General features: G+C 72.0%; 27 protein-coding genes and 1 pseudogene. 14 read left to right on the forward strand and 14 right to left on the reverse strand.

From position 1 onward, the window contains the following. Window positions 1–957: 957 nt before the first annotated feature. Window positions 958–2112, forward strand: a complete 1155-nt coding sequence (locus tag CHF16_RS28705) for a DUF6615 family protein (RefSeq protein ID WP_218826884.1) — start codon at window positions 958–960, stop codon at window positions 2110–2112. Window positions 2113–2521: 409 nt separating this feature from the next. Here the strand turns inward: CHF16_RS28705 and CHF16_RS28710 are convergent, their stop codons facing one another. The 4 genes from CHF16_RS28710 to CHF16_RS28725 form a co-directional block, all read right to left on the reverse strand. Then, window positions 2522–3028, reverse strand: coding sequence for a hypothetical protein (locus CHF16_RS28710; protein WP_179271744.1), 507 nt, complete (start codon window positions 3026–3028; stop codon window positions 2522–2524). 68 nt (window positions 3029–3096) lie between these two features. Next, a complete protein-coding gene (locus CHF16_RS28715) occupies window positions 3097–3384 on the reverse strand; it encodes a hypothetical protein (RefSeq protein WP_089329262.1) in 288 nt (95 codons plus the stop codon). A 49-nt stretch (window positions 3385–3433) separates the two neighbouring features. Next, window positions 3434–3919 (reverse strand): MerR family transcriptional regulator, encoded by a 486-nt coding sequence (locus CHF16_RS28720; RefSeq protein ID WP_089329285.1) that lies wholly within the window; start codon window positions 3917–3919, stop codon window positions 3434–3436. A gap of 9 nt (window positions 3920–3928) precedes the next feature. Further along, window positions 3929–4804, reverse strand: a complete 876-nt coding sequence (locus CHF16_RS28725; RefSeq protein WP_089329263.1) for an SDR family NAD(P)-dependent oxidoreductase — start codon at window positions 4802–4804, stop codon at window positions 3929–3931. A 183-nt stretch (window positions 4805–4987) separates the two neighbouring features. On the opposite strand from CHF16_RS28725, the gene CHF16_RS28730 reads away from it, so the two are divergent. Both CHF16_RS28730 and CHF16_RS28735 read left to right on the forward strand, forming a co-directional pair. Further along, window positions 4988–5341, forward strand: a complete 354-nt coding sequence (locus tag CHF16_RS28730; RefSeq protein ID WP_089329264.1) for a MerR family transcriptional regulator — start codon at window positions 4988–4990, stop codon at window positions 5339–5341. A 47-nt stretch (window positions 5342–5388) separates the two neighbouring features. Further along, window positions 5389–6411, forward strand: coding sequence for a zinc-binding dehydrogenase (locus CHF16_RS28735; RefSeq protein WP_089329286.1), 1023 nt, complete (start codon window positions 5389–5391; stop codon window positions 6409–6411). Here CHF16_RS28735 and CHF16_RS28740 read toward each other — a convergent pair. Next, window positions 6408–6707, reverse strand: a complete 300-nt coding sequence (locus CHF16_RS28740) for an amidohydrolase family protein (RefSeq protein WP_089329265.1) — start codon at window positions 6705–6707, stop codon at window positions 6408–6410. The two genes, CHF16_RS28735 and CHF16_RS28740, sit on opposite strands and share 4 nt — an antisense overlap. Between CHF16_RS28740 and CHF16_RS40500 the strand changes: the two genes are divergently transcribed. From CHF16_RS40500 to CHF16_RS28750, 3 genes are all read left to right on the forward strand, one after another. After that, window positions 6706–6861, forward strand: a complete 156-nt coding sequence (locus CHF16_RS40500; RefSeq protein WP_179271745.1) for a hypothetical protein — start codon at window positions 6706–6708, stop codon at window positions 6859–6861. The genes CHF16_RS28740 and CHF16_RS40500 overlap by 2 nt on opposite strands. 128 nt (window positions 6862–6989) lie before the next feature. Further along, a complete protein-coding gene (locus CHF16_RS28745) occupies window positions 6990–7550 on the forward strand; it encodes a TetR/AcrR family transcriptional regulator (RefSeq protein ID WP_089329266.1) in 561 nt (186 codons plus the stop codon). Window positions 7551–7628: 78 nt separating this feature from the next. Further along, the gene (locus CHF16_RS28750) at window positions 7629–8531 is read left to right on the forward strand and encodes an ADP-ribosylglycohydrolase family protein (RefSeq protein ID WP_245869412.1); all 903 of its coding nucleotides are present in this window, start codon (window positions 7629–7631) and stop codon (window positions 8529–8531) included. Window positions 8532–8603: 72 nt separating this feature from the next. On the opposite strand, the gene CHF16_RS28755 is transcribed toward CHF16_RS28750, so the two are convergent. Together CHF16_RS28755 and CHF16_RS28760 are read right to left on the reverse strand one after the other, a co-directional pair. Next, window positions 8604–8795 (reverse strand): DUF397 domain-containing protein, encoded by a 192-nt coding sequence (locus CHF16_RS28755; protein ID WP_089329267.1) that lies wholly within the window; start codon window positions 8793–8795, stop codon window positions 8604–8606. Then, entirely contained in the window at window positions 8792–9517 is a 726-nt protein-coding gene (locus CHF16_RS28760; RefSeq protein ID WP_089329268.1) for a DUF5753 domain-containing protein, read from the reverse strand. Before CHF16_RS28760 ends, CHF16_RS28755 begins: the two co-directional genes overlap by 4 nt. 194 nt (window positions 9518–9711) lie before the next feature. On the opposite strand from CHF16_RS28760, the gene CHF16_RS28765 reads away from it, so the two are divergent. Then, on the forward strand, window positions 9712–10101 hold the full coding sequence (locus tag CHF16_RS28765; protein ID WP_089329269.1) for an ATP-binding protein: 390 nt from the start codon (window positions 9712–9714) through the stop codon (window positions 10099–10101). 91 nt (window positions 10102–10192) lie between these two features. Here CHF16_RS28765 and CHF16_RS28770 read toward each other — a convergent pair whose 3' ends face one another. Next, window positions 10193–11152, reverse strand: coding sequence for a hypothetical protein (locus CHF16_RS28770; protein ID WP_179271746.1), 960 nt, complete (start codon window positions 11150–11152; stop codon window positions 10193–10195). Window positions 11153–11311: 159 nt separating this feature from the next. Here CHF16_RS28770 and CHF16_RS28775 point away from each other — a divergent pair, with 159 nt between their 5' ends. From CHF16_RS28775 to CHF16_RS28785, 3 genes are read left to right on the forward strand one after another with little or no spacing between them, the layout of a single operon-like run. Then, window positions 11312–11782 carry a hypothetical protein gene (locus tag CHF16_RS28775; protein WP_143228158.1) on the forward strand — a complete coding sequence of 157 codons (471 nt, stop codon included), beginning with the start codon at window positions 11312–11314 and terminating at the stop codon, window positions 11780–11782. 22 nt (window positions 11783–11804) lie between these two features. Then, window positions 11805–12122: a hypothetical protein gene (locus tag CHF16_RS28780; RefSeq protein WP_089329271.1), complete on the forward strand. Its 318-nt coding sequence runs from the start codon at window positions 11805–11807 to the stop codon at window positions 12120–12122. Between the two features lie 7 nt (window positions 12123–12129). Next, window positions 12130–12531: a hypothetical protein gene (locus tag CHF16_RS28785; protein WP_089329272.1), complete on the forward strand. Its 402-nt coding sequence runs from the start codon at window positions 12130–12132 to the stop codon at window positions 12529–12531. A 61-nt stretch (window positions 12532–12592) separates the two neighbouring features. Here the strand turns inward: CHF16_RS28785 and CHF16_RS28790 are convergent, their stop codons facing one another. Further along, entirely contained in the window at window positions 12593–13828 is a 1236-nt protein-coding gene (locus CHF16_RS28790; protein ID WP_089329273.1) for an epoxide hydrolase family protein, read from the reverse strand. A 286-nt stretch (window positions 13829–14114) separates the two neighbouring features. On the opposite strand from CHF16_RS28790, the gene rox reads away from it, so the two are divergent. Continuing rightward, window positions 14115–15560 carry a rifampin monooxygenase gene (gene rox / locus CHF16_RS28795; RefSeq protein WP_089329274.1) on the forward strand — a complete coding sequence of 482 codons (1446 nt, stop codon included), beginning with the start codon at window positions 14115–14117 and terminating at the stop codon, window positions 15558–15560. A 60-nt stretch (window positions 15561–15620) separates the two neighbouring features. Here rox and CHF16_RS28800 read toward each other — a convergent pair whose 3' ends face one another. Further along, window positions 15621–16058, reverse strand: a complete 438-nt coding sequence (locus tag CHF16_RS28800) for a VOC family protein (RefSeq protein ID WP_089329275.1) — start codon at window positions 16056–16058, stop codon at window positions 15621–15623. A 183-nt stretch (window positions 16059–16241) separates the two neighbouring features. Here CHF16_RS28800 and CHF16_RS28805 point away from each other — a divergent pair, with 183 nt between their 5' ends. Then, window positions 16242–17192, forward strand: a complete 951-nt coding sequence (locus tag CHF16_RS28805; RefSeq protein WP_089329288.1) for a helix-turn-helix transcriptional regulator — start codon at window positions 16242–16244, stop codon at window positions 17190–17192. Between the two features lie 44 nt (window positions 17193–17236). Here CHF16_RS28805 and CHF16_RS28810 read toward each other — a convergent pair whose 3' ends face one another. The 3 genes from CHF16_RS28810 to CHF16_RS42220 all read right to left on the reverse strand — a co-directional run bounded on the left by CHF16_RS28810 (window position 17237) and on the right by CHF16_RS42220 (window position 22509). Further along, on the reverse strand, window positions 17237–21766 hold the full coding sequence (locus tag CHF16_RS28810; RefSeq protein WP_089329276.1) for a cation-translocating P-type ATPase: 4530 nt from the start codon (window positions 21764–21766) through the stop codon (window positions 17237–17239). Between the two features lie 127 nt (window positions 21767–21893). Further along, window positions 21894–22361 (reverse strand): cysteine dioxygenase, encoded by a 468-nt coding sequence (locus CHF16_RS28815; RefSeq protein WP_089329277.1) that lies wholly within the window; start codon window positions 22359–22361, stop codon window positions 21894–21896. 22 nt (window positions 22362–22383) lie between these two features. Beyond that, complete coding sequence (locus CHF16_RS42220; protein ID WP_425427524.1) at window positions 22384–22509, reverse strand: putative leader peptide; 126 nt, start codon at window positions 22507–22509, stop codon at window positions 22384–22386. A gap of 105 nt (window positions 22510–22614) precedes the next feature. Here CHF16_RS42220 and CHF16_RS28820 point away from each other — a divergent pair, with 105 nt between their 5' ends. After that, entirely contained in the window at window positions 22615–23664 is a 1050-nt protein-coding gene (locus CHF16_RS28820; protein ID WP_089329278.1) for an NAD(P)-dependent alcohol dehydrogenase, read from the forward strand. Window positions 23665–23678: 14 nt separating this feature from the next. Here the strand turns inward: CHF16_RS28820 and CHF16_RS28825 are convergent, their stop codons facing one another. Then, window positions 23679–24155, reverse strand: coding sequence for a cyclic nucleotide-binding domain-containing protein (locus CHF16_RS28825; RefSeq protein WP_218826885.1), 477 nt, complete (start codon window positions 24153–24155; stop codon window positions 23679–23681). 206 nt (window positions 24156–24361) lie between these two features. Between CHF16_RS28825 and CHF16_RS41570 the strand changes: the two are divergent. Next, window positions 24362–24484, forward strand: a pseudogene (locus CHF16_RS41570) (DNA-binding response regulator); the annotation flags it as partial.

Consider the following 24484-nt stretch of genomic DNA (forward strand, 5'->3'; position numbering starts at 1 on the left):
GCCGGGCCGCGCCTCCGCCTCATCCGTCCACAAGACCCTTAGCGAAGGCGAACGTCTCCACGAACTCCCGGTACGCCGGATCCGTCTCATTCGCCGCCAGGGCCGCCAGCTCATCAGCAAGCCGCCGTTTGTCCGCGTACGAGAACTGGTTGAGGAGATAACCGGCTTACTCCTGCTGCTGGAGCGCCGTGTCGTCGTCCACTACCGTTTCATCGCAGGTCTCGAAAAACCATATGTACGCCACCACTGCCTTGAGCAACTGCGCGACCAATTGACGGGATTCACTCATCCCCGTATCCCACCAGGCCCCACCGACGGACAGTCACATGCTGGGCTGAGGGGTGCAGGCTCGCGTTCCCTATGCATCAACGCCACCCAGTAGGAGCATTGCCGACTTGGCTGCCGCTCCCCCCGCCGAGGTGGTCACTAGCATCGGCGCCACAGCCTCGGTGTAGCCACTGATACGTCCACGACGCACCGAGTACCCGTCTGGGTGAGTGCGATAGGAACGCAGGAGACAACTTGGAATCCCATCTCGTGTCAGCGGTCAGCAGGAAGCACGCACGCGAGGAGGTCGGAGCCCACCGCCGACGTTCGTCGGACCACCCGGACACCGGCACCGGGATTGGAAGGAACCCGAGAATCCGTGCCCACCAAGCAGGCATCCACCTCGTCCGCACTCCGTTCCTCCCAATCCCAGAGCGCTCCAGCGACAAACTCATGCCGTCATCATGGCGTTTGCTACATTCCAACTCCCGTCGCAACCGAACGGGAGCCGAAACTTGATCCAGGCCCCGCGCTGCCCGTTCTGGTCGCTGCGTTGGGAAGCCGCGATCAACCCCCACCTCACCGAGCACGCCCCTGGCTCACCGGAGCCTAGGCGTCCTCGCGACTATCAGCGAAGCTTGAGCGCTTAACACGCGAGTGCAGCACACGAATGGGCCTCACATTGGTTTAGTGAACTGGCTTTTTGGAGCTGCACGGAACCCGGAGCACGGCCACAAGGAGCGCCTGGCCCCTGACCCTGCTGCCGAAGGTACGTCGATGCGGCCCGTCATATTTGCGGAGCCGTGCAAGCCATCGGGCACGCCCACGGGCGAGGACTTGCAAGCCTATAATCTTGTCCGATTCGCGAAGGAGGATGAGACCATGGCGGCGGTGGATGACGCCTTCCGGTCGGCTCGCATTGAAGCCGTTCGGCACATGACCGCGTGTGAGCAGGTCAGCCTGCGATGGAGCGAGACGTCGATCACCGAGATCGTGATGGCTCAGGCGGCGCGGGCAGTCACCGTTGTTCCGTTCACTCAGCGAGCCGAGGCTCTCAGTGGCGCCGACTGGGTCTGGTGGTGGGTGGACAGAACGGGTGCTTACGGGATGCTAGTCCAGGCGAAGCGCGTGACCGTGTCGGGGAGCAGATGGAGCTTCGACTTCGGATACAAAGCGAGAAGCACGGCGCCTCCACAACGCGAGGTGCTTCATTCTAGTGCGGCGCGACTCGACCTTCTGCCCGTATATGCGCTTTACCTTGGAACAGGCAATTACCGAGGGCGAGAGCGCTGTTCGGACGATCACAAGAGCGAGAACTGCATCTCTTGCACCAAGCGCACTATTTCCCTGATGCCAGCACTACTCGCAGAAGAACTGATTGTGAGTGACGCAGCAACGACCTACGAGCGGTCGGTTGCACTGGAGGACTTATGGACGCCACCTCCTGCGCGCGCATTGTTGATACCAACGCTCGAGAGGCAACTACAACCAGAACTCTTGAATTTCCTACAAGAGCCGCAGGACGGAACACGAGCAGTCACCCGTTCGATGATCGACCAAGTACTGAGAGCCCGCTACGGAGCGTTCACCGCGGTATCGACGAGCGTCGGAAGTTCGCACTCTGGTGACCACGACCGGCTTGGCCGGGTCTTTGGCGACGTCCCGGACGACACTGGGCACTGGGGTCAGAGGTACTTCGAGCACACACTCAACCCTCTACTGCACGTGCCGCCCGACTACATCCTTGAGATTGCCTCAGGTGATTTCGATCAGGACCGCTTGACATCGGACATGCCAGACAACATCGCAGGCGTTGTCGTGGTGCAAGTGCCCCAGCACAAGTAAAAGCCGCAGGTCACCAGAGCGAACTCGAAGGCTTCAGAGCCACTATCACATGACCTGATTCAGCAAGGACGACGTGCCTGCGCCTATAGCACGCTTCTCACGTACAAGCTCCGGGTTCTACCTCGGCGGTGACCCGGATGCGCCGATCTCCCAGCGCTCCACCAGCACCAGCGGGCGTCGGTCGCGGGTACCGGAGGCTGCTCGACTTCAACCTCCTCGATGGGTCGGACATCGTCTTCGAGGAGTTGAGCGGCGGCCTTTGGTTCCATGACGTTGAACCACGCCTGCTCAAGGCCGAACAGACTTCGTTCTGGAAGCCTGACTGCGGTGTCCTAGAGTTCTGGGTCGCAGCCGGGAACGTGCTGCGGGATCACAGCGACCAGATCACCGGGGACAGAGCCAATGATCTTCACGACGACGTAGGTTTCGTTTCCGTCATCAGCACGGACGACAATGCCAGCCGGAAGCCGGGTAGATCGGCAGCGTGCTCGTGGCCGTCGCGCAGGGATCCGCGTGCCAACTCCCGGATCATCCTGATCAATCGGCGGAGCAGGCGGGTGCCTTCTTCCAGGTGATGGCGCTTGTGGTCGTCGTCGGTCGGCAACAGGTGACCGACATGGGTTCTGCCTCCGAGCGGTCTGGCGTGCTCAGCGTTGTAGCGCGCATGAGCCGTCTGAGCATCACGAGTGAGGGCTTGGTAGAAGTCGTCGCCGGAGCCGTCCTCGCGTATGTCGGCGGCGATCAGCCACGGAATGCTCGTATCGCTCCAGACGGCGCCGCGCCACCGATGGACCCTGGCCTTGAAGACCACCTCGTCGTCTATCGCGCGGATCCGTTCGTGGCCGACCTCGTCCACCGCAAACTGGGCGCGGGCCTTGGCCAGCAGGGGGGTCGATCTCGTCCAAAGGCTGATCAAGCGGAGGCAGCGGGAGACCGAGGTCCTCCAGGAGCGCCCGCAGTGTCGGCCGAGTCGGTTCCATTCGATCAGATGTCCTCGCTGATCCCACCGAGCCGTTCGATGTCCTCGGCCGGGATGTCAGTCAGGAGCGAGACGCTGGAGGCAGCCGATCCGTCGAGCTTGCGGAGCTTGTCGAGCATTGCCTGACGCATCTTCTCGCGGTGGGACGCCAGGTAGGCCCGGACAGCCTCCCCCACCAGTTCCTTCTTTGTCATCCCGAGGAAGTGAGCGCCATCAGTGATCAGCTCATCCGTGTCTCGGTCGCCCTTGAGGGGCGCGCTGGCCCGTCCCGCCGTGGGCTTGGTGGCAGCCACACGATCACCTCCAAGTCTCTCTTCGAGTCCCTCCCGGACGGCGACCGAGTCAGGCCTTCTCCGTTGACGACGGGCCGGCGTGGCCGCCGTAGGTGGCGATCTTGTATTCGGTCGCCGCCAGCGAGAGGGTCAGTTCCCTGAGCTGGCGGCGGATCGTGTCGCGGTGTTCGAGGAGCAGGTCAAGGCGCTCGGGGACGGTGTCGTCGCCCTCGTCGGCCAGCCGCATGTAGTGCTGAAGGTCGCGCATGGCCATCCCGGACAGGCGCATGCGGGTCAGGAAAACCAGTCTCCGTACCGTCTGCGCGTCGTAGCTGCGGTGGCCGCCGGCATCCCGGGGCACCTCGACCAGGCCGATCCGCTCGTAGTAACGAAGTGTGTGCGGCGACATGTCGAGCAGGTCGGCGACTTCCGTGATGGTCATCGGCTCGGTGGCGGCGCTGACGTCCACCAGGCGGTGAATGACCTCGACCGACATCGGGCCGTCGACCTCGTCGAGGGCCGCGAGCGCCTTCGACATCAGATCGTCCGTGGCCATGGCCACACTCTAAATCGGCCGGGCGGATGCGGGGGCGCCGGGGAAGTCGGCGGCGCGCGCGGTAGGGGCCCAGCGTTCGAGCTCCTCCAGGTTCTGCCGGTAGGACCTTCCGATCCGCTCGACCGCCTCACGCCCGAGCGGAAGCCGCAACGGCAGCTCGTCACCCTCGACCAGGCCCACGATGATCTCCGCGGCCCGCACCGGATCGCCCTCCTGGATCCCGTCGGCGCTCGCCATATCGTTGCGGACGGCGGCCAGCAGCCCGGCGTACGCGGCGCCGGCGTCGGCGACCCCGAGCACGTCGGGCGCGTTGAACGAGGTGCGGAACCGGCTCGGCTCGACGATCATCACCCGGACGCCGAACGGCGCGACCTCGCCGGCCAGCGCCTCCGACCAGCCTTCGAGGGCGAACTTGCCGGCCGAGTACGCGCCGACACCGGGGAAGGAGATGCGCCCGCCCTGGCTGCTCATCTGCACGATCGTGCCCGACCCCTGCTCGCGGAAGTACGGCAGGACGGCCCGCACCAGCGCCGCGGGACCCAGCAGGTGCAGTTCCAAGGACGCGCGCAGCTCTTCTTCGTCCACTTCCTCGGCCGCGCCGACGATCCCGCGGCCGGCGTTGTTCACCAGCACGTCCACGCGGTCGAACCGGTCGACCGCCGCCCTGATGACGTCTCCGGCGCGTCCGGTGTCACGCACGTCGAGCTCGGCGACCAGCACTTGGTCGCGGTGGGCGTCCGCGAGGTCGGCGACCGACCCGGGCCGCCGCACGGCCAGCACCACGTTGTCGCCCCGCCCGACCGCGCACTCGGCGATGGCACGGCCGAAGCCCGCCGACGCGCCGGTGATGATCCACGTCCGCTGAGTCCCTGGTTGAGATGTCATGCCGGCGACGCTAGGAGTTCGAGCGCGCTCGAACGCAAGCGCGGCGTCCGCCGCTGCTCCCCGACACGCGGGGTTCGAGTACCACCCAGGTGAGGAGCGGCTCGCAGCTCGTGGAGGGAGTGGGCCGTGTGCCCCCCGCCACGAAGTGGAAGATCTCGGTGGTGTCGGGCGTTGGCGCGAGATGTGAAGATCGGTGAAGCCGCCCGGGTCAGTGGTGTGAGTGCGCGCTCGTTGCGGCACTACGAGGATGAGGGGCTGATCGTCCCCGGCCGGTTCAGCAACGGGTTTCGTGACTACTGCCAGTCCACGATCGACCGGGTGCTCGTCATCCGTTCTCTGCTGGAGTCCGGGCTGCCTGTGCGGCTGATCCGGGAAGCCCTGCCCGGTCTGGACGGTGGCGCCGAGGCGGTGTCCGCGGAGTTTCTGCGCGAGGTGCAGAGCTATCGTGACCGGCTCGCCGCACGCATCGCCGCTCTCAGCGATCAGCAGGCGGCCCTGGACGCCTATCTCCGGGAGGCTCGCCGCGCCGCTTTTTGAGAGGCGCTTGACCTTGACGCATGTGTCAGGTTCCTAGGTTCTGGTGCATGGAGATCAACGACTCGCAGCAAGGCCCTGAGCAGACGATGCGGGCACTGATTCAGCACTCGCTCCGGGGGCCTGAGGAGCTGAGGCTCGCCACCGGTCACCCGCGTCCCGTCCCGGGGCCCGGTGAGTACCTGATTCGCGTCGGTGCCGCCGGGGTCAACTTCGCCGATGCCATGCAGACCCGCGGAACCTATGGCGGCGGGCCGCAGGCGCACTATGTGGCGGGCTTCGAAGCGGCCGGTGAGATCGTGGGGGTCGGCGCGGACGTCGAGAGGCCGCTTCCGCTCGGCGCCCATGTCATCGGAACCGGTCCGGGCGCCTTCGCGCAATACATGACGATGCCGGCCGCCGGTGTCCTGCCCGTGCCGACCGGCTGGAGCGACGCCGAAGCGCTCGGGATGGTGCTGAACTGGGCCACCGCGCTGGCCGCACTCGGGCCGCTGGGTGAGGTCAAGGCCGGCGATGTGGTGCTCGTCCAGGCCGCGGCCGGTGGGGTGGGACAGGCCGCGGTCCGCCTCGCCCGCCACTATGGCGCCCGCGTCTTCGCCACGGCCTCCCCGGCCAAGCACGCCATCGTCGAGGCACTTGGTGCCGACGAGGTTCTGGACGGCCGCCACCCCGGGCTGGCCGCCGAGATCACCCGGTTGACCGGCGGGGCCGGGGTCGATCTCGTCCTGGAATCGGTGGGCAGGGCAACGTTCGAGACCAGCCTGGCGGTCGCCAAGCCCTTCACCGGCCGCGTCGTCGTTCTCGGCGCCGCCTCAGGCGACGCCACCCTCACCACGCACGACCTGATCTTCACCCACTATGCCCAGATCAAGGGCTTGCACATCGGTGCGCTCGCGGCCAAGGCCCCGTCCCTCTACCGATCGGTGATGAGCGAAATCCAGGCGCTTGTCGCCGACGGCGTCTACCTGCCGGGCACTCCCGAGGTACACCCCCTGGCCGACGGGCCCGAGGTGTTGCAGCGGTTGGAAGCCGGTGCCACCCACGGCAAGCACGCCCTCGATCCCTGGCGCTAGCCGGACGTGATCGGGGCGGCCTTGATGTGGCGGCCACGGGGCGCCGGGTCGACGAGGACACCGTCGTCGACGACGACCCGTCCGCCTACCAAAACCGTTCTCGGGCGGCCTGTGATGGTCATGCCCTCGTACGGCGTGTAGTCGGTGGCCATGTGCAGGTCGCCCGTGGTGACCTGCCATTCGGCGGCCGGGTCCCAGATGGCGAGGTCCGCGTCCGCGCCCGGCAGCAGCGTCCCCTTGCGGGGGTAGAGGCCGTTCGTGCGGGCGGGGTTCGCGGCGGTGAGCTCGACAGCCATGGACCTGCTCCTCCAGCAGCTCGAGCGCGGCCGCGGCAAGGCCCCCTCCACCCGGAACGGGCGCACCTACCGCGTCGGCGCCCAGCTCATCCAGCGCGGCTCCTGCGCCCCGCCCCGGGACCGCGAGGAATCCGGGGACCCGGCACCCGCCTGACGCTGACGACACGGGTGCAGGACGAAGGCCGGAGCTTCGTGGTTCTCCCGTTCGACGCCGTCCTCCGACGGCGGGGCGGCCATATCGGGCACTAATGCGGAAGCTGGTGTTGCCGTTAAACTGCCCCCGTGAGCGGAGACAAGACGCGGGGGCGGCCCAGGGATCCGGCCGTCGACCAGGCGGTCCTGCGCACGACACTGACCCTGCTCGACAGCCACGGGTACGCCGGGCTGCACGTCGGGGAGATCGCCAAGACCGCGGGTGTCGGCCTCGGCTCGCTCTACCGGCGCTGGCCGACCAAGTACGCCCTGGTCGTGGACGCGCTGCGGGCGGCGGCGGCCGAGCGCCTGCCCGAGCACGGCGACGATCCGGTGGAAGACCTCGTGGCGAGCCTGACGCAGATCGCCGAAGGGCTCCGCCACCGGGGCGCGCCGCTGCTGGCGGTGCTGCTGAGCGAGCCCGGCTCCGAACTGGCCGCGGCGGTCCGCGAGGCCAAGATCGACCCCGTCCGGACGGCCGTCCAGGAGAACCTGCGCCGCATCCTGGGCCCGGTGTCCGACCTGACGACCCGCGCCGACGCCGGAACGGCGCTGCTCCTCGTGCACATGATGATCCACGGCGACCCGCCCGACGAGCGGCACGTCCGCGAGCACATCGTGCCCCTCATGACCGCACCGCCGACCCGCTGACGCACACGAGGACCGACTCGTGGTCGCATATGAGGAGCATCCCCTGATCGAGCCGGTTCCCTGCGACGGGCGATTGCCATGAACGACGACCATCGCGGCCTCGTGCCGACTCCGGAGCGCGCAGCCGCGCTGATGCACGCCTCCCTGGCGGGGCTGTCGGTCGGCGACGCGTTCGGCGACCAGTTCTTCCTGCACGCCAACCGGCATCTCAGCCCCGCGGACGTCCCTCCCCCACCGTGGGAGTGGAGTGACGACACCGAGATGGCCTGCTCGGTCGTCGCATGCCTGCACCATCACGGACGCATCGACCAGGACGCCCTCGCCGCGTCCTTCGCCACCCGCATGGACATCGGCCGCCGCTACGGCGCCGGGGCCCTCGAACTGCTCGAACGCATCCGCGACGGGCACCCGTGGCGCGCGGCCTCGGCCGAGTCCTTCGGCGGCAACGGCTCCTTCGGCAACGGAGCCGCCATGCGCGTCGCCCCTCTGGGCGCCTTCTACTCCGGCGACCCGGCAGGCGCCGCCGCGGAGGCCGCCCTCCAAGCCGAGATCACCCACGCCCACGCCGAAGGGATCGCGGGCGCGGTGGCCGTCGCCGTCGCGGCCTCCGTCGCCGCCGCCGGCACCGCCGAAGACCTGATCGAGGCGGCACTCGACCACGTTGGGGGAACCTACGTCCGGAGAGGTCTCCAGCGCGCCCGCGGCCTCTCGAAGGCGACCCGCGAAGAGGCGGCGCGGGCCCTGGGAAACGGATCGCGCATCACCGCCCAGGACACCGTGCCGTTCGCACTCTGGGCCGCCACCCGGCACCGGGACGACTACGCCGCCGGAGTCCGGGCCTGTGTCGCGGCCGGCGGCGACATGGACACCACCGCCGCGATCGTCGGAGGCATCATCGGCGCCGGTACCGGCCTGGACGGCATCCCACCGGACTGGCTCGCCCACCGCGAACCCCTCCCGGCCTGGCTGGAGGAACGTTAGTGCAGGTGGGCGAGGGCGCTCGTGCAGCAACTCCAGCACGGCCCGTCGCGCGTACCCAACGCGCTGCTGCCGTCAGGGCAGGTCGTGCGCTCCGCGCTTGATGTCGTCGGCCAACCGGCGGAACCGCTCGACCGGGAGCGTGACGTGGAAGCCGCTCGGGTCCTTGCTGTCACGCACGGCGATACCTCCGGAGAGGTTCGCAACCTCCACGCAGTCGGACTGCCCGCTCGTGCCGCTGCGGCTCGACTTGCGCCACTGGGTCATGTGTACTTCTCCAATTCGGCCTCCAGGAGAGCCCGAGATGGGCCGACCGGGGCGGCTATGTCACTAATCGAGTCGTACCTTACTGCCACCTCTTGAACGTCGAACGGATCCATGAGGAAGCAGCCCCGTGTCGCCGCTTCGGTGTACGCGATGTCCCGGTCTCCGACCGTCAGGAGCTTGAAAGGTCCGTCGAGTCCCGGATGCGCGCCTGCGCTGTTCTCCACCACGCGGATGCTGACGTGGGGAAGCTCGCTCAATTCGATCAGCCGGGCGAGTTGGCCGCGCATCACGTCCGGGCCCCCGACGATCTGTGAGACCGCCGCCCAGGCGAGAAAAGCCGTCACCCTCGGCGGCTTGGGCTTGTCGAAGACGGCAGCCTGCCGTGACAGCCTCCGTTCAATGGCCGCTTCCAGATCGTCCGTCGTCCCGGCACTCCGCGCGGCACGTACGTAGTCGGGTGTCTGAAAGAGTCCCGGGACGAGCGATGCCTCCCACATCCTGATGCGTGTCGCGCGGGCCTCGAACTCGGCGAGTTCCAGCAGCCAGTTGCCTTCGTCGGCCTGCTCGGCGAACCCGACCAGGGCCGTGAACATGCCCTGCGTGTTCCATACGCGGTCGATGATCTCCGCGTGCTCCCGTTTGAGCTTGAGCGTGTTGGACTCGTACCGGGAAACAGTCGAACGGTCACAGTCGAGCAGGTCACCGAGCGCCTGCCCGGACATACTGTGAGCTTTTCGATAGCGGCGCAGGTGGAACGCTATGAAGTGCCAAATCGATCTTGAAGGGTCGAGTGACTCCCGCGCGAGCATGGCCTCTCCCGTTTGTTGCGGATGATTCCGGAACGTAGCGAGGCTAACTCAAAGTGAGCACGCTTATACCCGAAGCAATCGAAGACGCCCCCGAAGGTCGTAGCGATATGTCCGCACCTGCCCCAGAAATTCCGACTATTCTCCTCGAACCCAACGAGAACGCGCCGGCCCTGGCGAGAGATTTCCTCGCCGGGCTGTTCCGAGAGTGGGGCTCCGCCGACGACTACATGGCGCGCCTGGTGGTGTCCGAACTGGTGACCAACGCCTGGCGGCACGGCGAGGGGAAGATCATCCTCCGCGTCTTCCGCGACGTCCGCCCGGACCTGGCGGTGATCGAGGTGTGGGACCAGGGGGACGGGCTGCCGGTGGTCGGCCAGGAGGACTTCGAGGCGACCTCGGGCCGGGGGCTGCTGCTGGTATCGCAACTCGTCCACAGTTGGGGAACCCGACCGATCGCGGAAGGGGGAAAGATCGTATGGGCCAAGTGCGCCCTCTGAACGCTCATGTCGAGCGACACGTCCCGCGGTGGCGGACGTACCGGGGCCGCGAAGCAGCGGAAAGGTTCTTGGGCGTGTTGGCCCGTCTTCGTCACCTTTCCAGGCCCGCCTCCGGCCGCGCGCGGCGGGCGGTGGGTGCCGGGGCGGGGGGTGGGACGAGGGGCGCGCTCAGCGGGGCCAGGTTCAGGTCGTCGAAGACGGCGCGGATGTGGTGGCCCGCGCCGTGGTTGGCCGAGCCGCCCCAGTGCAAGCCGACGACGCGGGGAGCCCCCTCGCCCATGTACAGGTAGAGGGCGCCCGAGTCGCCCGTTGAGGAGAAGTCGGCGGTCCCGCCGTCGATCCACAGGTCGGCGTGCGAGCCGTGGTGGCCGCAGTCGAACTCGATGAGGTCGACGGTGCCGAAGGTGAGCCCGGTTGTCTGCCCGGTCTTCTGCACGGGCATGTCGATGGCCGCCTCGGCGATGCCGAAGACCGCGGGACCGGCGGAGGCGATGGCCGGGTCGACGAGGGCGGGAGCGAGCGGCGCCGCGATGGCCGCGTCGAGGGTCCCGGCTCTCAGGACCCGGGCGATCTGGTCCTCCGCCGGCCTGCCGCCGTCGCGGAGGGACGGCTGCGTGACCGGCGTGCCCGGGACGGAGCCGAAGACGTGCTCGTTCGACAGTGCCACGACCTGGCCGGTGAGGGCGTCCCAGACCCAGCCGCCGAGGGTTCCGGTGCCGGCGCTGTACCCGCCCGGCACCGGACGCACCCGGGCGGAGAGGTCCGGGCCTTCGGGGACGGGAGGCGCATGCTCCTGGACGTCGACGCGGACCCGGACCTCGCGCCCGTCGCGGGCGGTGTGGCGGACGCTCGTCGGGAGCAGTCTCGACGGGGGCACCCGGTCACGACTGATCTTTTTTGCGACGTGCACGACGATCGCGTACTCGTCGATCTTCTTTCCCGCTTTCCTGCGGCGTCCCACACCGGCCGCGTGCACATCGGGATTCGCCAGCAGGCGCTCCGCGACGGCCCTTTTCGCCTCGCGCGCCATTTCGAGATCTTCTTCGTTCATTCCCGCCCCCGCCTTCACCGGGGGATGCTACCCGGCCAGAATGATCCATTAGTGTCCACATGCGGACCGCCGCGCGATATTCCTTTTCGCTAAACCCTCTGCGACTGTCGCTCCAGTGGGGCTTCCGCGCAGCGGGAGACACGACGACGGGGAAGACGTATGGGCGAAACAGCACGGCGCGAAGTGACCGTCCTCACCGAGGAAGAGCTACGGAAACTGGCACTGCCCGAACCGCCGACGCCGGAGAGCATGGGGCGGCTGAACGAGAAGATCGCCGGCGACCCGATGCTGGGGCTGCGGCTCATGAAGTCGCTGATCGAGAAGCCCGGGAGCTGGGCCCTGCTGTTCACGCTGACGCCCGGGCAGGAGGCCGCGCTGGCCGGCGCGGGCACCGATGTGGGCGGCTTCGTGCAGGCCATCGACAACGTCCTGCTGCTCGGCCCGGTGGGGCAGGTCACCCTCCAGGTGACCGGGCCGGACAGCGGCGTCCCCACCGAGGAGGGGGAGACGGACAACCCCTGGTACGTCCCGGACAAGGTCACGGTCAAGGTCGAGGGCCAGACCCAGAGCGGCCCGCAGGGCGGCACCGAGCAGGTCACCGGCTCGGTCGCGGTCGAATGGCATTTCTAGCCGGACGCCACGGGAGGCGGCAATGAGCGAAGAGAATGCGACAATACCGGCGAAATGGACGATCGATCTGGGCATCTCGCTCTCCCCGGAGGCCCACGATCGCATCACCTCCGCGATACAGCGGGCCGTCCTGACCGAGATCGCGGGAATCGACGAGGCGGCCACCCTTTCCGTCCGCCTGATCGGCCCCGGAGGCCGCGGACGGATTCCGGCGCCGATGCCCGAAGGCGAGGGGCGGCTGCCCGACGAGTTCAATCCCGAATTCCGTCCGCCGTGGCTGCCCGGTCCGATCGGCATAATGCCGATCGAGCCCGACCCCGATCCGCTGCGCGACCTGTAGCGGTCGTATGGACGCCGAAAAGGACGCCGGGGAGGACCTCGCCTGCCCGAGCGGCCGCTGCCGGGAGGGCGCGGTCCTCCTGGGAATCATGACGGCCGGCGGGACCCTCGGCTATCTCTCGCCGGTGCTGCCCGTCGACCGCGAGTTCGTCGCCCGAGCGGAGCGGGGCGGAGCCGCGGACGCACGGTTCCGCTTCGCCGAACCGTGCATCCGCGGCGGCTGCGGCTACTGGACCGGCACCGCCTGCGGGCTGATCGACGGCATCCTGGAGACCGACGGTCTCCAGGATGAGGGCGCCGAAGGCCGGGAGCGGCTGCCCAAGTGCGGCATCCGGCGCACCTGCCGCTGGTTCCGCCAGCGGGGGCCGCAGGCATGCCGGATCTGCCCCCTGGTGACCCGCACGAGCTGAACCCCGGTCCCGCCGTCCTCGGCCGAGGGCGGCGGGACCGGGGCGATGTGGTGGTCGCCGCTCAGGGCCTGCGGTCGTGGAAGGTGCGGCGGAGGTCGGTGATCCAGGCCTCGGGGTTCTCCCAGGGGATGAAGTGGCCGCCGTGGTCGTGGGCGTTGACGTTGACGTGGTTGAACCAGGCGGCCTGCGGGCCGGACTTGAACGCCTGGACGCGCTCGTCGGCGCTGTGGATGCCGGGCGGGTTCTCGTAGGTGACGAAGGTGAGGCCGACCGGGGCCTGGACGACCGGGCTACGGTCGTGGACGGGCGTCCACGGGTAGCGGTTGGCGTTGGCGTAGTAGCGCATCGACGTGGCGATGGAGTTGTTCGCCCAGTAGATCGTGGCGTGGGTGAGCAGGTCGTCCTTGGTGAAGACGGACTCGACGTCACCGCCGTTGTCGCTCCACGCGTTCCAGCGCTCCAGCAGCCAGGCGAGCAGCCCGGCGGGCGAGTCGCTCAGGCCGTGGGCGAGGGTCGCGCCGTCGAGCATGTGCGCGGTGAGGTGGGACGCCAGGCGGTGGTCCAGCTCGATGATGCGGGCGCGGATCTCGGCGGGCTGGTCGTCGGTGAGCGGACGGTTCCGGGCGAAGTCCCAGGCGCGGGGGCCGTTGAAGAAGTCGAGCGGCAGCCCTGAGCCGATGTGGACGCCGTACAGCTCGTCAGGGTATTTGTGGCCGAGCTGGCTGGAGACGATCCCGCCGATGTCGCAGCCTCCGGCGGCGTACTTCTCGTATCCGAGGGTCTCGGTCATCAGGGTGTGCCAGAGGTCGGAGACCTTCCAGAAGTTGACGTCCGGGAATCCGGTGAGCGGCCCGGGGAAACCGAAGCCGGGCAGGGACGGCACGATGACGTCGAACGCGTCGGCGGCGTCTCCGCCGAACGCGGCCGGGTCGGCGAGCGGGTCGATGACCTTCGACCAGTGCCAGAACGTCCACGGCCAACCGTGAGTGAGGATCAGCGGGATCGGACGGGGGCCGCGGCCCGGCTTGCGCATGAAGTGCACGGGGACGCCGGCGACGCTGACCTGGTAGTGCTCGTAGGCGTTGATGGCGGCCTCGGCCTTGCGCCAGTCGTAGTCGTCCCGCCAGTAGGCGACCAGTTCGCGGAGGTAGTGGTCGGGGACGCCGTAGGACCAATCCTCGTTGCCCTCGTCCAGCGGTGGACGGGTCGATTTGAGGCGAGTGCGCAGGTCGTCGAGCACCTCGTCCGGCACATGGATCGGGGTGGGTTCCAAGGGGAAGTCGTGCGGCGTGGTCATGGCGTATGCCCTTCGTGGGTGAACCGGCTCGGTTCCACAGTGCAGCACCGGTAGCGTCGCGGCCATGCCCGTCCCCACCCGCAACGCGCCCCAGGCGCCGATAAAGGAGTGGACGGGGCGATTCGGCGGCTTGTAACTTGCCGGTGGCCGTGACACTGCCCGAGGAGGTGAGACCCATGAACGCTAAATCGATGTGGGTGCTCCCCTCGTCGTCATGGTCGGGCGATTGACGTAGGGGTCGCCGGGAGCGCCTCGCCAGTCAGGCACTCCCGAAAGGCAACACCCCATGGATTCTTCGCACTCCCCCTCGTACGACGTCGTCATCGCCGGGTGCGGGCCGACCGGCGCGATGCTGGCCGCCGAACTGCGCCTGCACGATGTGCGGGTACTCGTTCTGGAGAAGGAGACCGAGCCGGCGTCGTTCGTCCGGATCGTCAGCCTGCACATCCGCAGTCTCGAACTGATGGCGATGCGCGGGCTGCTGGAAAGCCTGCTGGAGAACGGTCGGCGGCGTCCGGCGGGCGCGTACTTCGCCGCCATCGACAAGCCCGCGCCCAAGGACCTGGATTCCGCCTACGCGTACCTGCTGGGCATTCCGCAGCCGGTCGTCGAGCGCCTGCTCGAAGAGCACGCGGTCCGGCTGGGGGCGGAGGTTCGGCGCGGTCGTGCGGTCGCCGGTTTCGAGCAGGACGGGGACGGTGTGACCGTCGAACTGGCCGGTGGCGAACGGCTGCGGGCTCGGTACCTCGTCGGTTGTGACGGTGCGCGCAGCACGGTCCGCAAACTGCTCGGCGTCGCCTTCCCCGGCGAGCCCTCGCGGACCGAGACGCTGATGGGCGAGTTGGAGGTCGGTGTATCTCAGGAGGAGATCGCCGCCAAGGTGGCCGAACTCCGCGAGACCCATAAGAGCTTCAGTCTCGGGCCCTTCGGCGGAAACGCCTATCGCGTCGTGGTGCCCGCGGCGGAGGTCAGCGATCGGGCGGAGCCGCCGACCCTCGATGATTTCAAGCGGGCATTGCACGCGATCGCGGGGACCGATTTCGGTGTGCACTCCCCGCGCTGGCTGTCGCGCTTCGGCGACGCCACCCGGCTGGCCGAGCGCTACCGGGTCGGGCGGGTGCTGCTGGCCGGCGACGCGGCGCACATCCACCCGCCCGCCGGCGGTCAGGGCCTCAACCTCGGCGTCCAGGACGCGGTCAACCTCGGCTGGAAACTGGCCGCGCAGGTTCGGGGCCGGGCGCCGGAGACGCTGCTGGACACCTACCACGCCGAACGCCACCCGGTGGCCGAGGAGGTGCTGGACAGCACCCGCGCGCAGGTGGCGCTGATGTCCGATGAACCCGGAGCGCGGGCCGTCCGCAGGCTGCTCACCGAGCTGATGGACTTCGACGAGGTGAACCGCCACCTGCTCGGGAAGACCACCGCGATCGGCGTCCGCTACGACTTCGGGCCCGGTCCTGACCTGCTCGGGCGGCGCCTGCGCGACATCGACCTCAAGCAGGGCGATCTCTACGGCCTGCTGCATCGGGGGCGCGGTCTACTGCTGGACCGCACCGAGCGCCTGACCGTCGGCGGCTGGTCGGACCGGGTCGACTATCTCGCGGATCCCACGGCCGACCTCGATGTTCCGTGCGTCCTGCTGCGTCCGGACGGCCATGTCGCCTGGATCGGCGACGACCAGCGGGACCTGGACGGCCACCTCTCCCGCTGGTTCGGCCGGCCCGGCGACTGATCCCGCCGCCCGCCTCGACGCCGGGCTTGTGCCCCGGCCGGGCGGCGGCCCCGGCCGAGGTCAGTCGAGGCAGAACTCGTTGCCTTCGGGGTCGAGCATGATGATGTGCCCGGCTCCCAGGGGCGGGGACGGCTCGAAGCGTTCGAGGCGGGCGGCGCCGTGGGCGGTGAGGCGGTCGGCCTCGGCCTCCAGGGCGGCCATCCGCTCCTCGCCCTGGAGGCCGGGCGCGGCGCGGACGTCCAGGTGGACGCGGTTCTTGACCCGCTTCCGCTCGGGGACGCGCTGGAAGAACAGCCGGGGCCCGGCGCCGCCCGGGTCGACGACCGCGGAGGCGTCGTTGCGCCGCTCGGGCGGCACGCCCATGGCGTCCAGGGCCTCGTCCCAGGTGGCGAAGCCGCCGGGCGGGTCCTGGAGCCGGTAGCCGAGGGCCTCGGCCCAGAACGCCGCCAGGGCGGCGGGGTCGGCGCAGTCGATGGTGATCTGGACGTCGCGGGCCATGTCAGCTCGCCTCCTTCTCGTCGTCGGTGAGCCCGTCGAGGCGGCGGCGCACCTGGTGGGTCCAGTGCCAGTCGAGCTGGTCCCGGAGCATGGAATTCATGGTCTGGCCGGTCATGGGGTCCACCTTGGCGGCAATAGCGGACAGTTCCGTTCCGTGATTCGTGGGACGATGCGCGGGTGACGGTGGAGGCGACGGCCGAGCGCGTGCTGCGGCTGCTGGGGCTGCTGCAACGGCGGCCGTCCTGGACCGCCGCCGAGCTGGCGAAGGAGCTGGGGGTGACCGACCGCTCGGTGCGGCGGGACGTGGAGCGGCTGCGCGCCCTCGGCTACCCGGTGCTGGCGGAGGCGGGCGTCGGCGGCGGCTACCGGCTCGGCGCCGGTACCCGGCTGCCGCCGCTGCTGCTGGACGACGAGGAGGCCATCGCCACGGCGGTGTCGCTGCGGATGGCGTCCGGCGGCACCGTCGCCGGGTCGGGCGAGGCGGCGCTGCGCGCGCTCACCAAGCTCGACCAGGTGATGCCGCCGCGGCTGCGCGCGGAGGTGCGGGCGGTGCACGGCGCCACCGACACCCTGGCCGCGCCGGGCGCCGAGGTCGATCCGGAGCTGCTGGTGACGCTCGCGCGGGCGTGCCGCGACGCCGTGCGGGTGCGGTTCCGCTACGCGGCGCGGGGCGGCGCCGAGCGGGAGCGGACGGTGGAGCCGGTGCGGATGGTCGCCACCGGCCGCCGCTGGTACCTGATGGCGTGGGACGTCGATCGCGGCGACTGGCGCACCTTCCGGCTGGACCGGATGCGCGAGGCGGTCGCGACGACGTGGCACTTCCGGGCGCGGGAGCATCCGGACCCGGCCGCCTACGTGCAGCGGGCCGTCGCCGAGGCGCCCTACCGGTGGCTGGCCCGGGTGCGGCTGCACGCCCCGCCCGAACGGGTGCGGGAACTGGTACCGCCGCAGGTGGGGCGGGTCGAGGACGACCGCGACGGCTGGTGCGTCCTCATCGCCGGGGGCGACGACCTGGAGCGGCTCGCCGTGCACGTGGTCCGGCTGGGCTTCGAGGCGCGGGTGCTGGAGCCGCCGGAGCTGCGCGAGGCCGCCGCCCGGCTCGCCCGCCGCCTCGGCGCGATGGCCGCCGGCTGAGCGGCGGGCGCGGGCACGGGCCCGGACTCGGGCGCAAGGGCCGGTCATCGTTCGGCGGCGGGCGGCAGCAGCCGGGGCGCCACGGCGGCGCCGAGGGTCGCGGCCACCGCCGCGAGGATCACGACCGTCCAGGCGCCGGGGCCGAGCGGGGTGCAGCCGAAGAACTGGCTCATGCCCGGCGTCTCGACGATGCCGAACAGCGCGGCGGCCGAGACGGCGCAGGTGGCCAGCAGCAGCGGGCTGTGCCAGCGGGCGATGAGGGTCTGGCCGAGCTGGGCGCCGACGAGCGCGGCGAGGCCCATCGTGGAGGCCCGGCGGCGGCCGCCCGGGACGAGCCCGGTGAGCCGCCCGGTGTGCCAGGCGGCGAGGGCGGCGACCGCGGTGGCGGTGCCGCGCACGGCCAGCACCCGCCCCATGTCGCGGCCGGTGAACCCGGGCACCGGGGAGGGGCCGAGCGGCACCTCGGCGGCGGGCCGCGGGTCGGCCGGGGTGATCGCCACGGCGAGGGACGGCAGCATGTCGGTCAGCATGTTCACCACCAGGAGCTGGCGGGTGCTCAGCGGGGCCTTCCCGCCGAGCGCCGTGCCGAGGACGGTGAAGGCGACCTCGCCCGCGTTGCCGCCGACGAGGATGGCGGCGGCGTCGCGGACGCTGTGCCACAGCGCGCGGCCCTCGCGCAGGGCGTCCAGGATGAGCGCGGTGTCGGGCGCGGTGAGGACGAGGTCGGCGGCGTTGCGGGCGGCGCCGGAGCTGCGCCCGGCCACCGCGATGCCGACGTCGGCGCGGCGGATGGCGGCGGCGTCGTTGGCGCCGTCCCCGGTCATCGCGACGACCCGGCCGGCCCGCCGCAGGTCCTTGACGATGCGGACCTTGTGCGCCGGGGTGACGCGGGCGAACACGGCGGCCCGCCGGACGGTCCGGCGGCGCTCCCCGGCGGGCATGGCGTCCAGCTCGGCGCCGGTGACGACCTCGGCGGCGCCCGGGATGCCGAGCTCGGCGGCGACGGCCGCGGCGGTCGCCGGATGATCTCCGGTGATCATGGTGACCCGGACGCCCGCCTCGTGCAGCCGCTGCACGGCCTCCTGGGCGGTGGGGCGCGGCGGGTCGGCGATGCCGATGAAGCCGAGCAGCGTCAGGCCGGCGACGTGGCCCGCGATCTCGCCGCGCACCCCGGCGGCGTCCGGGACGGGCCGCTCGGCGATGGCGAGGACGCGCAGCCCCTCCCCCGCCAGGCGCCGCACCGTCGCGGCGGCGGCGCGGCGCCGGGACGCGGTGAGCCGGCCGCCGTCCCCGTCGAGCCGGGTGCACTTGGCCAGCAGCACCTCGGGAGCGCCCTTGACGGCGATGACCCACCGGTCGCCGTCGTGGCCGAGGGAGGCGGAGAACCCGCGGGTGGTCTCGAAGGGCAGCTCCTCCTCCAGCCGCCACCGGCGGTCGGGCGGCAGGGTGCGGGCGCGTTCGAGGACGGCCCGGTCGGTGGCGTGCGGGGCGGCCTGACCGCCGGGCGGCGGACACGCGCGCGCGGCGACCCGCAGGACGCGCCGCGCGTCGTCGCCGGTGAGCGGCAGCGCGCGGGCCGGTCCGGCGGCGCGGACCAGCTTGAGCCTGCCCTCGGTGAGGGTGCCGGTCTTGTCGAAGCACAGGGTGTCCACCCGGCCCAGCGCCTCCAGCGCGCGGGCGGAGCGGACGAGCACGCCGAGCCGGGACAGCCGCCGCGCGGCGGCGAGCTGCGAGACGGTGGCGACCAGCGGCAGCCCCTCCGGGACGGCGGCGACGGCGACCGCGACGCCGGACCCGAGCGCGCCGCGCAGCGGCAGCCCGCGCAGCATCCCGAGCGCGGTGACGGCGGCGCCGCCGAGCGCGGTCGCGGGCAGCGCCCGGCGGGTGAGGTCGGCCAGCCGCGTCTGCATGCTGGCGGAGGTCTCGGCGGCGCCGGCGAGCGCGGCGGCCCGCCCGGTCTCGGTGGCGTCGGAGGTGGCGACCACCACGGCGGCGGCCTCGCCCGCGACGACGGTCGTGCCCTCGTAGACCATGCAGTGCCGGTCGGCGGGCTCGGCGCCGGGGCACGGCTCGGTGGCCTTGTCGACGGGGACGGACTCGCCGGTGAGGGTGGCCTCGTCCACCTCCAGCGACTCGGCCCACAGCAGCCGGGCGTCCGCCGGGACGACGTCCTCCGAGCGGAGCAGGATCACGTCGCCGGTGCGCAGGCGCCCGGCCTCGACGCGGTCGCCGCGGGCCTCCCCGAGCCGGGCGAGGCCGGCCGGGCCGGGCGCGGTCTCCAGCGCGGCGGCGGGCACCCGGCGGGCGTGGATCCGCTGGCCCAGCATCAGCTCGCCGAGGGCGCGCTCGGCCCGCATCCGCTGCGCGCCGCCGATGAGGGCGTTGCCGGTCATGACGCCCGCGACCAGCGCCGCGTCCACGCTGGACCCGACGACGGCGGAGGCCGCCGCGCCGAGCGCGAGGACGGGCGTGAGCGGGTCGTCGAGTTCCTGCCGGACGGCCGCGGCGAGGCGCAGCCCCGCGCGCAGGGGCCCGGTGGCGCGGCCCGGCACCTTCACCGGCACCGCCCCGAGCCCGGACCCGCCGTCCTCCCCCTCGCCGCGCGTGGCGGGGACGAGCCGCCGGTAAGCCTCCACCGCGGTGAGGGCGTGCCAGGCGTCCCGGACGACGGGCGGCGGCGGGCGGAGGTGGTTCACCCGCCGGGCGCCGATCGCGCCGCCGAGCATCGCCAGCAGCGCGGCCGCGTGCACGGGCGGGACGTCCTGCCAGGCGCCGGTCACCCGGCCCAGCCCGCCCCAGCGGGCGGGGCGCCGGGACCGGCCCGCGAGCAGCAGTGCGCCCAGCGCGGACGCGCTCAGCGCGAGCTGCGCCGAGCGCTCGCTCGCGCGCCGCGCCGCCGGGACGGCGGCCAGCAGCCGCCACGCCTCCGCCAGCCCGGGGCCGCAGACCAGGTCGGCGCGCCAGTCGGCCAGCCCGTGGCCGCGCAGGACGCCGACGCCCACGTCCGCCGCGTCGAGCGCCTCGCCGGGCCCGCCGGACAGGGCGAGGACCACATGCCCTTCGCGCTGGAGCGCCGCGACCGACCGCGCCAGGTCCGCCGCGGCCACCGGCGAGTCGTCGCCCCAGGCCAGCAGCTCCCTGGTGCTCGCGTGCTCGGTCAGCAGGACCACGTCGGCGGTCCGGTGCGCCGTCGCCAGCAGCCCCTCGGCCAGCGGGTCCAGTGAGGTGCCGACGCGGACCCGGCCGCACCGCTCCCCGTCGCCGTCGAGCAGGTCGAGGGTGATGCCGGACGGGTCGCCGGGGCCGCCGGACGGCGCGTCCCTCGCCCGCGCCAGCCGCAGCCCCGCGCCCGCCCACGGGCCGGGCCCCTCCAGGGCGGCGCGGCCGTGCCCGGCGAGCACCTCGCCGGCCGCCCGCCACACGTCCGCGTCGTCCAGCTCCGCGCTCGTGGAGACGGCGGACAGCAGCCGCAGCTCGCCGTCGCACAGCACCGCCGAGTCGAGGACGACCGCGGTGACCCGGTCGAGGCGGCGCAGCGCACCGGGATCGAGCACGACCACCCCGCGCCGGGCGAGGTCGCGGCCCAGTACCGCCGCGAACGCCTCCCGGCCGAGCCGCGCCGCCCTGTGCGTGGTCGCCAGCAGCATCTCGGCGGCGGCGGACGCGTCGCGCGTGCTCGCCAGGACGCCGCCGGAGCCGAGCAGCTGGGCCAGCGCGGTGCGCCGCGACGCCCGCTCCACCGGCCCCTCCGGGAGGGGGCGGGGCCGCTCGGCAGGGGTACCGCACTCCGGCGGCTGCCGGCCCGGCACCGCCAGCTGCGGCTCGCGGTGCCGCCACGCCTCGCGGCGCGCGTGAAGCTCGTAGAGCTGGAAGACCCGGTGCACGGCGTCGGTGAGGGGCGGCGCGATCCCCTGCCCGGCCCCGTGGACGGCGGCGGAGGCGACGCCCAGCAGGGCGTCGGCGCGCATCCCGCCGAGCAGGCGCTCCAGCGCGGTCCGCCAGCTCGGGACGGTCTCGGCGAGCGTCACCGCCGCGCGCACCGGGGCGGGCACCGGCGGGACGGCCAGCAGCCTGCCGAGGACGGCGGCGGCGACCCCGGTGCAGTCGGCCGCGAGCGCGCTCACCGCCGCCGCCCGCGCCATGTCGTCGTCGGGCCGGTGGAAGTGCGCCTTGGCGTCGAAGCGGGTGGCGCCGTGCGCCTCTTCGACGGACCGGATCGTCTCGACCAGGGTGTCCAGGTCGACCGCGCCCTGCGCGTAGGTGACGAGGACGCTTCCCGCGACCGCGTTGACCTCCGCCCAGTCGACGCCGTCCAGGCCCCGCAGGGCGTCGGTCAGCGCCCGCGTGTACCGCCGGTGGCGGGGGCCGCCGCCCGACAGGCCGTTCGCCTGGATGTGCGCCCGGCCGCCGTGCGCCCACACGCGGCGCCGGGGACCGCCGGAGGCGAGGGTGGCGATCTGGCCCAGGGCTCCCGTCCCGGCGTGCACGGTGGTCCGCACTCCGGCGGCGGTGCCGCGGACGGCCGTCCGCGCCGCCGTGTCCGGTATGGAAAGCACCGTCCTGGCCAGGGACATCCCCCGAATCCCCACCGACCGTTTCCTCCCCCTGCCGAGACCGCGACCGGCCAGGCACGGCGAGTACCCCGCCGGGGGCACCGCAAACGGCCGCCTCCCCGGGGGAAGGGCCCCGGAGAGGCGGCCCTCACCAGCGGCCGGCCTCCTCGGTGTCGCGCAGCACCGGTCGGCCGCCGACGAGGTCGTAGCGGTTCATCGCGGACAGCGGCGGGGAGTAGGCGTGCACGCTGATCGCCGGGGCGGCGGAGGCGTTGCGCACCTCGTGGACGTAGTCGGCCCCGAACGCGCGGACCTCGCCCGGCGCGACCGTGCGCACCGCGCCCGGGTCGCGCTCCTCCAGGGCGCCGAGCGCGACCGCGAACGCGCCCCGCGAGCCGCCGTGGTCGTGCAGGCCGGTGCCCTGGCCGGGGAGCCAGCTGATCAGCCAGATCTCCCGGTCGTCGTCGCGATGGAGGCGCTCGTACCAGCGGCCCTCCGGGTCGAACCGCACCCGCGCCAGCCAGTCGGCGCTGCTGCGGGCCAGCTCCGCCGCCGTCTCGGCCAGCGGGCCCGTGACGTGGGCGCCCGTGACGAGGGCGCTCGTGGTCGTCGTCATTCTCCGGTGTCCTCTCCGTGGTTCACGTGTGTCGCCGCGCTGCGCCGCCGAAGGGCGCGGCGCGGCGACACAGCGCACTCGCCAGCCGGCCGAGATCGACGTGCGGGCGCGTCCAGAGAGAGGTCCGTGCGTGCATGCGGACCAGCATGGCCAGGATTTCCTACTTAGTCAATTGGAATTACCGGAAACTTGCGCCGCGATGGCGCCCGGTTTCGGGGTATGCGAGATGGAACGGGCTCTTCAGGGAGGGATCATGCGGGCACTTCGGTTGCTGGAGTGGAAGTCCGATCCGGAGCCGGTCGAGGTCGCCGAGCCGGAGCCGGGACCGGGGCAGGTCGTCGTCAAGGTCGGGGGCGCGGGCGCCTGCCACTCGGACCTGCACCTCATGCGCGACCTCGACGGCGACACGCTGCCGTGGGGGCCGCCGTTCACCCTCGGCCACGAGAACGCCGGGTGGGTGCACGCCGTCGGCGACGGCGTCCGCGGCGTCGAGGTGGGCGAGCCCGTGGCCGTGTACGGGCCGTGGGGTTGCGGGGTCTGCGTGCGGTGCCAGGCCGGGGCGGAGAACTACTGCGAGAACCCGGCGGAGGCTCCCGTGCCCGGAGGCGGCGGCGGGCTCGGGCTCGACGGCGGCATGGCCGAGTACCTGCTGGTGCCCTCCGGGCGGTTCCTCGTGCCGCTGCCTGACGGGCTCGACCCGGTGGACGCGGCCCCGCTGACCGACGCCGGGCTCACCCCGTACCACGCCGTCCGGCGGTCGTGGGCGAAGCTGCCGCCGGGCGCGGCCGCCGTCGTGATCGGGACGGGCGGGCTCGGCCACCTGGCGGTGCAGATCCTGAAGGCCACCACGGCCGCGCGGGTCATCGCCGTCGACACGCGCGAGGAGGCCCGCGAGCTCGCGGTCTCGCACGGCGCGGATCTCGCCCTGCCGTCCGACGGCACCACGGCGGGCGCCGTGCGGGACGCGACCGGCGGGCGCGGCGCCGACGTGGTGCTCGACTTCGTCGGCGTGGACGCGACGCTCGCGACGGCCGCCGCCGCGGCGCGGACGCTCGGCGACGTCACCATCGTCGGCATCGGCGGGGGCACGCTGCCGGTGTCGTTCTTCTCCGTCCCCTACGAGGTGTCGATCCAGACGACCTACTGGGGATCGCGGCCGGAGCTGGCGGAGGTCCTCGACCTGGCGGCGCGGGGGCTGCTGCGGCCCCAGGTCACCCGGTACCCGCTGGAGCGCGCGGCGGACGCCTACCGCGACATGGAGGCGGGCCGGCTGGAGGGCCGCGCCGTGATCGTGCCCGGCTGACGCCCTCGGGAGGATCAGGGGCGCGGGGCGGGTGCGGTGGCGGCGGCCTCCACGAGCCGCAGCCGCACCGCCTGGAGCCGGTCGACGGCGAGTTCGGTGAAGCGGCGGGTCAGCTCGTAGCCGAGCGCGGGGTCGACCGCGCACAGGGTGCGCACCAGCCGCGCGTCGAACTCGACGGCCTCGACGCCGGTCACCGCCGCCGCCCCGAAGCGCCACCGGTACGGGCGGAACAGCCAGGACCAGCCCAGCACCGAGCCGGGACCGGCGGTGTCGACGGCGACCGTGCCGCGGCCGGGCACGCGCAGGTCGAGCGCCGCCTCGCCGTCCCGGATCAGCCAGAAGCGCTCGGCCGGCGCCGCCTCGGCGATGATCCGCCGGCCCGCCGGGATCGCGGCGGGCCGGGCCGCGGTCGCCAGCCTGGCCAGATCGGCGCCGCGCATCCCGCGCAGGAAGGGCTCCCGCGCCAGATCGGCCGCCGTAAGGGTGCTCACGGTTCGCCCCCGATCGTGTATGGGTCGGTCTCCCCCATCCCAGCGCACCGGGTGACGGCCGCCACAGGGCCGAAAGACCCTTGCCCGCGGGACCTCCGCCGGTCCGGGACCTAGGTCCCCGGACGGCGGGACGTCCGGCGCCGCCGGGCCGCTCCGGGCGCGGCTAGCGTCCGTTGTGACGGCGACGAGACGCGAGGGGCGAGGCCATGACCGGCGAGAACGCCGAGACGATCCGGGTGTTCCTGCTGGACGACCACGAGGTCGTCCGCCGCGGGGTCGCGGCGCTGCTGTCGGCCGAGGACGACATCGAGATCGTCGGCGAGGCCGGC

Origin of the sequence: Actinomadura meyerae (genome assembly GCF_900188445.1) — a bacterium.
Taxonomy (GTDB): Bacteria; Actinomycetota; Actinomycetes; order Streptosporangiales; family Streptosporangiaceae; genus Spirillospora; species Spirillospora meyerae.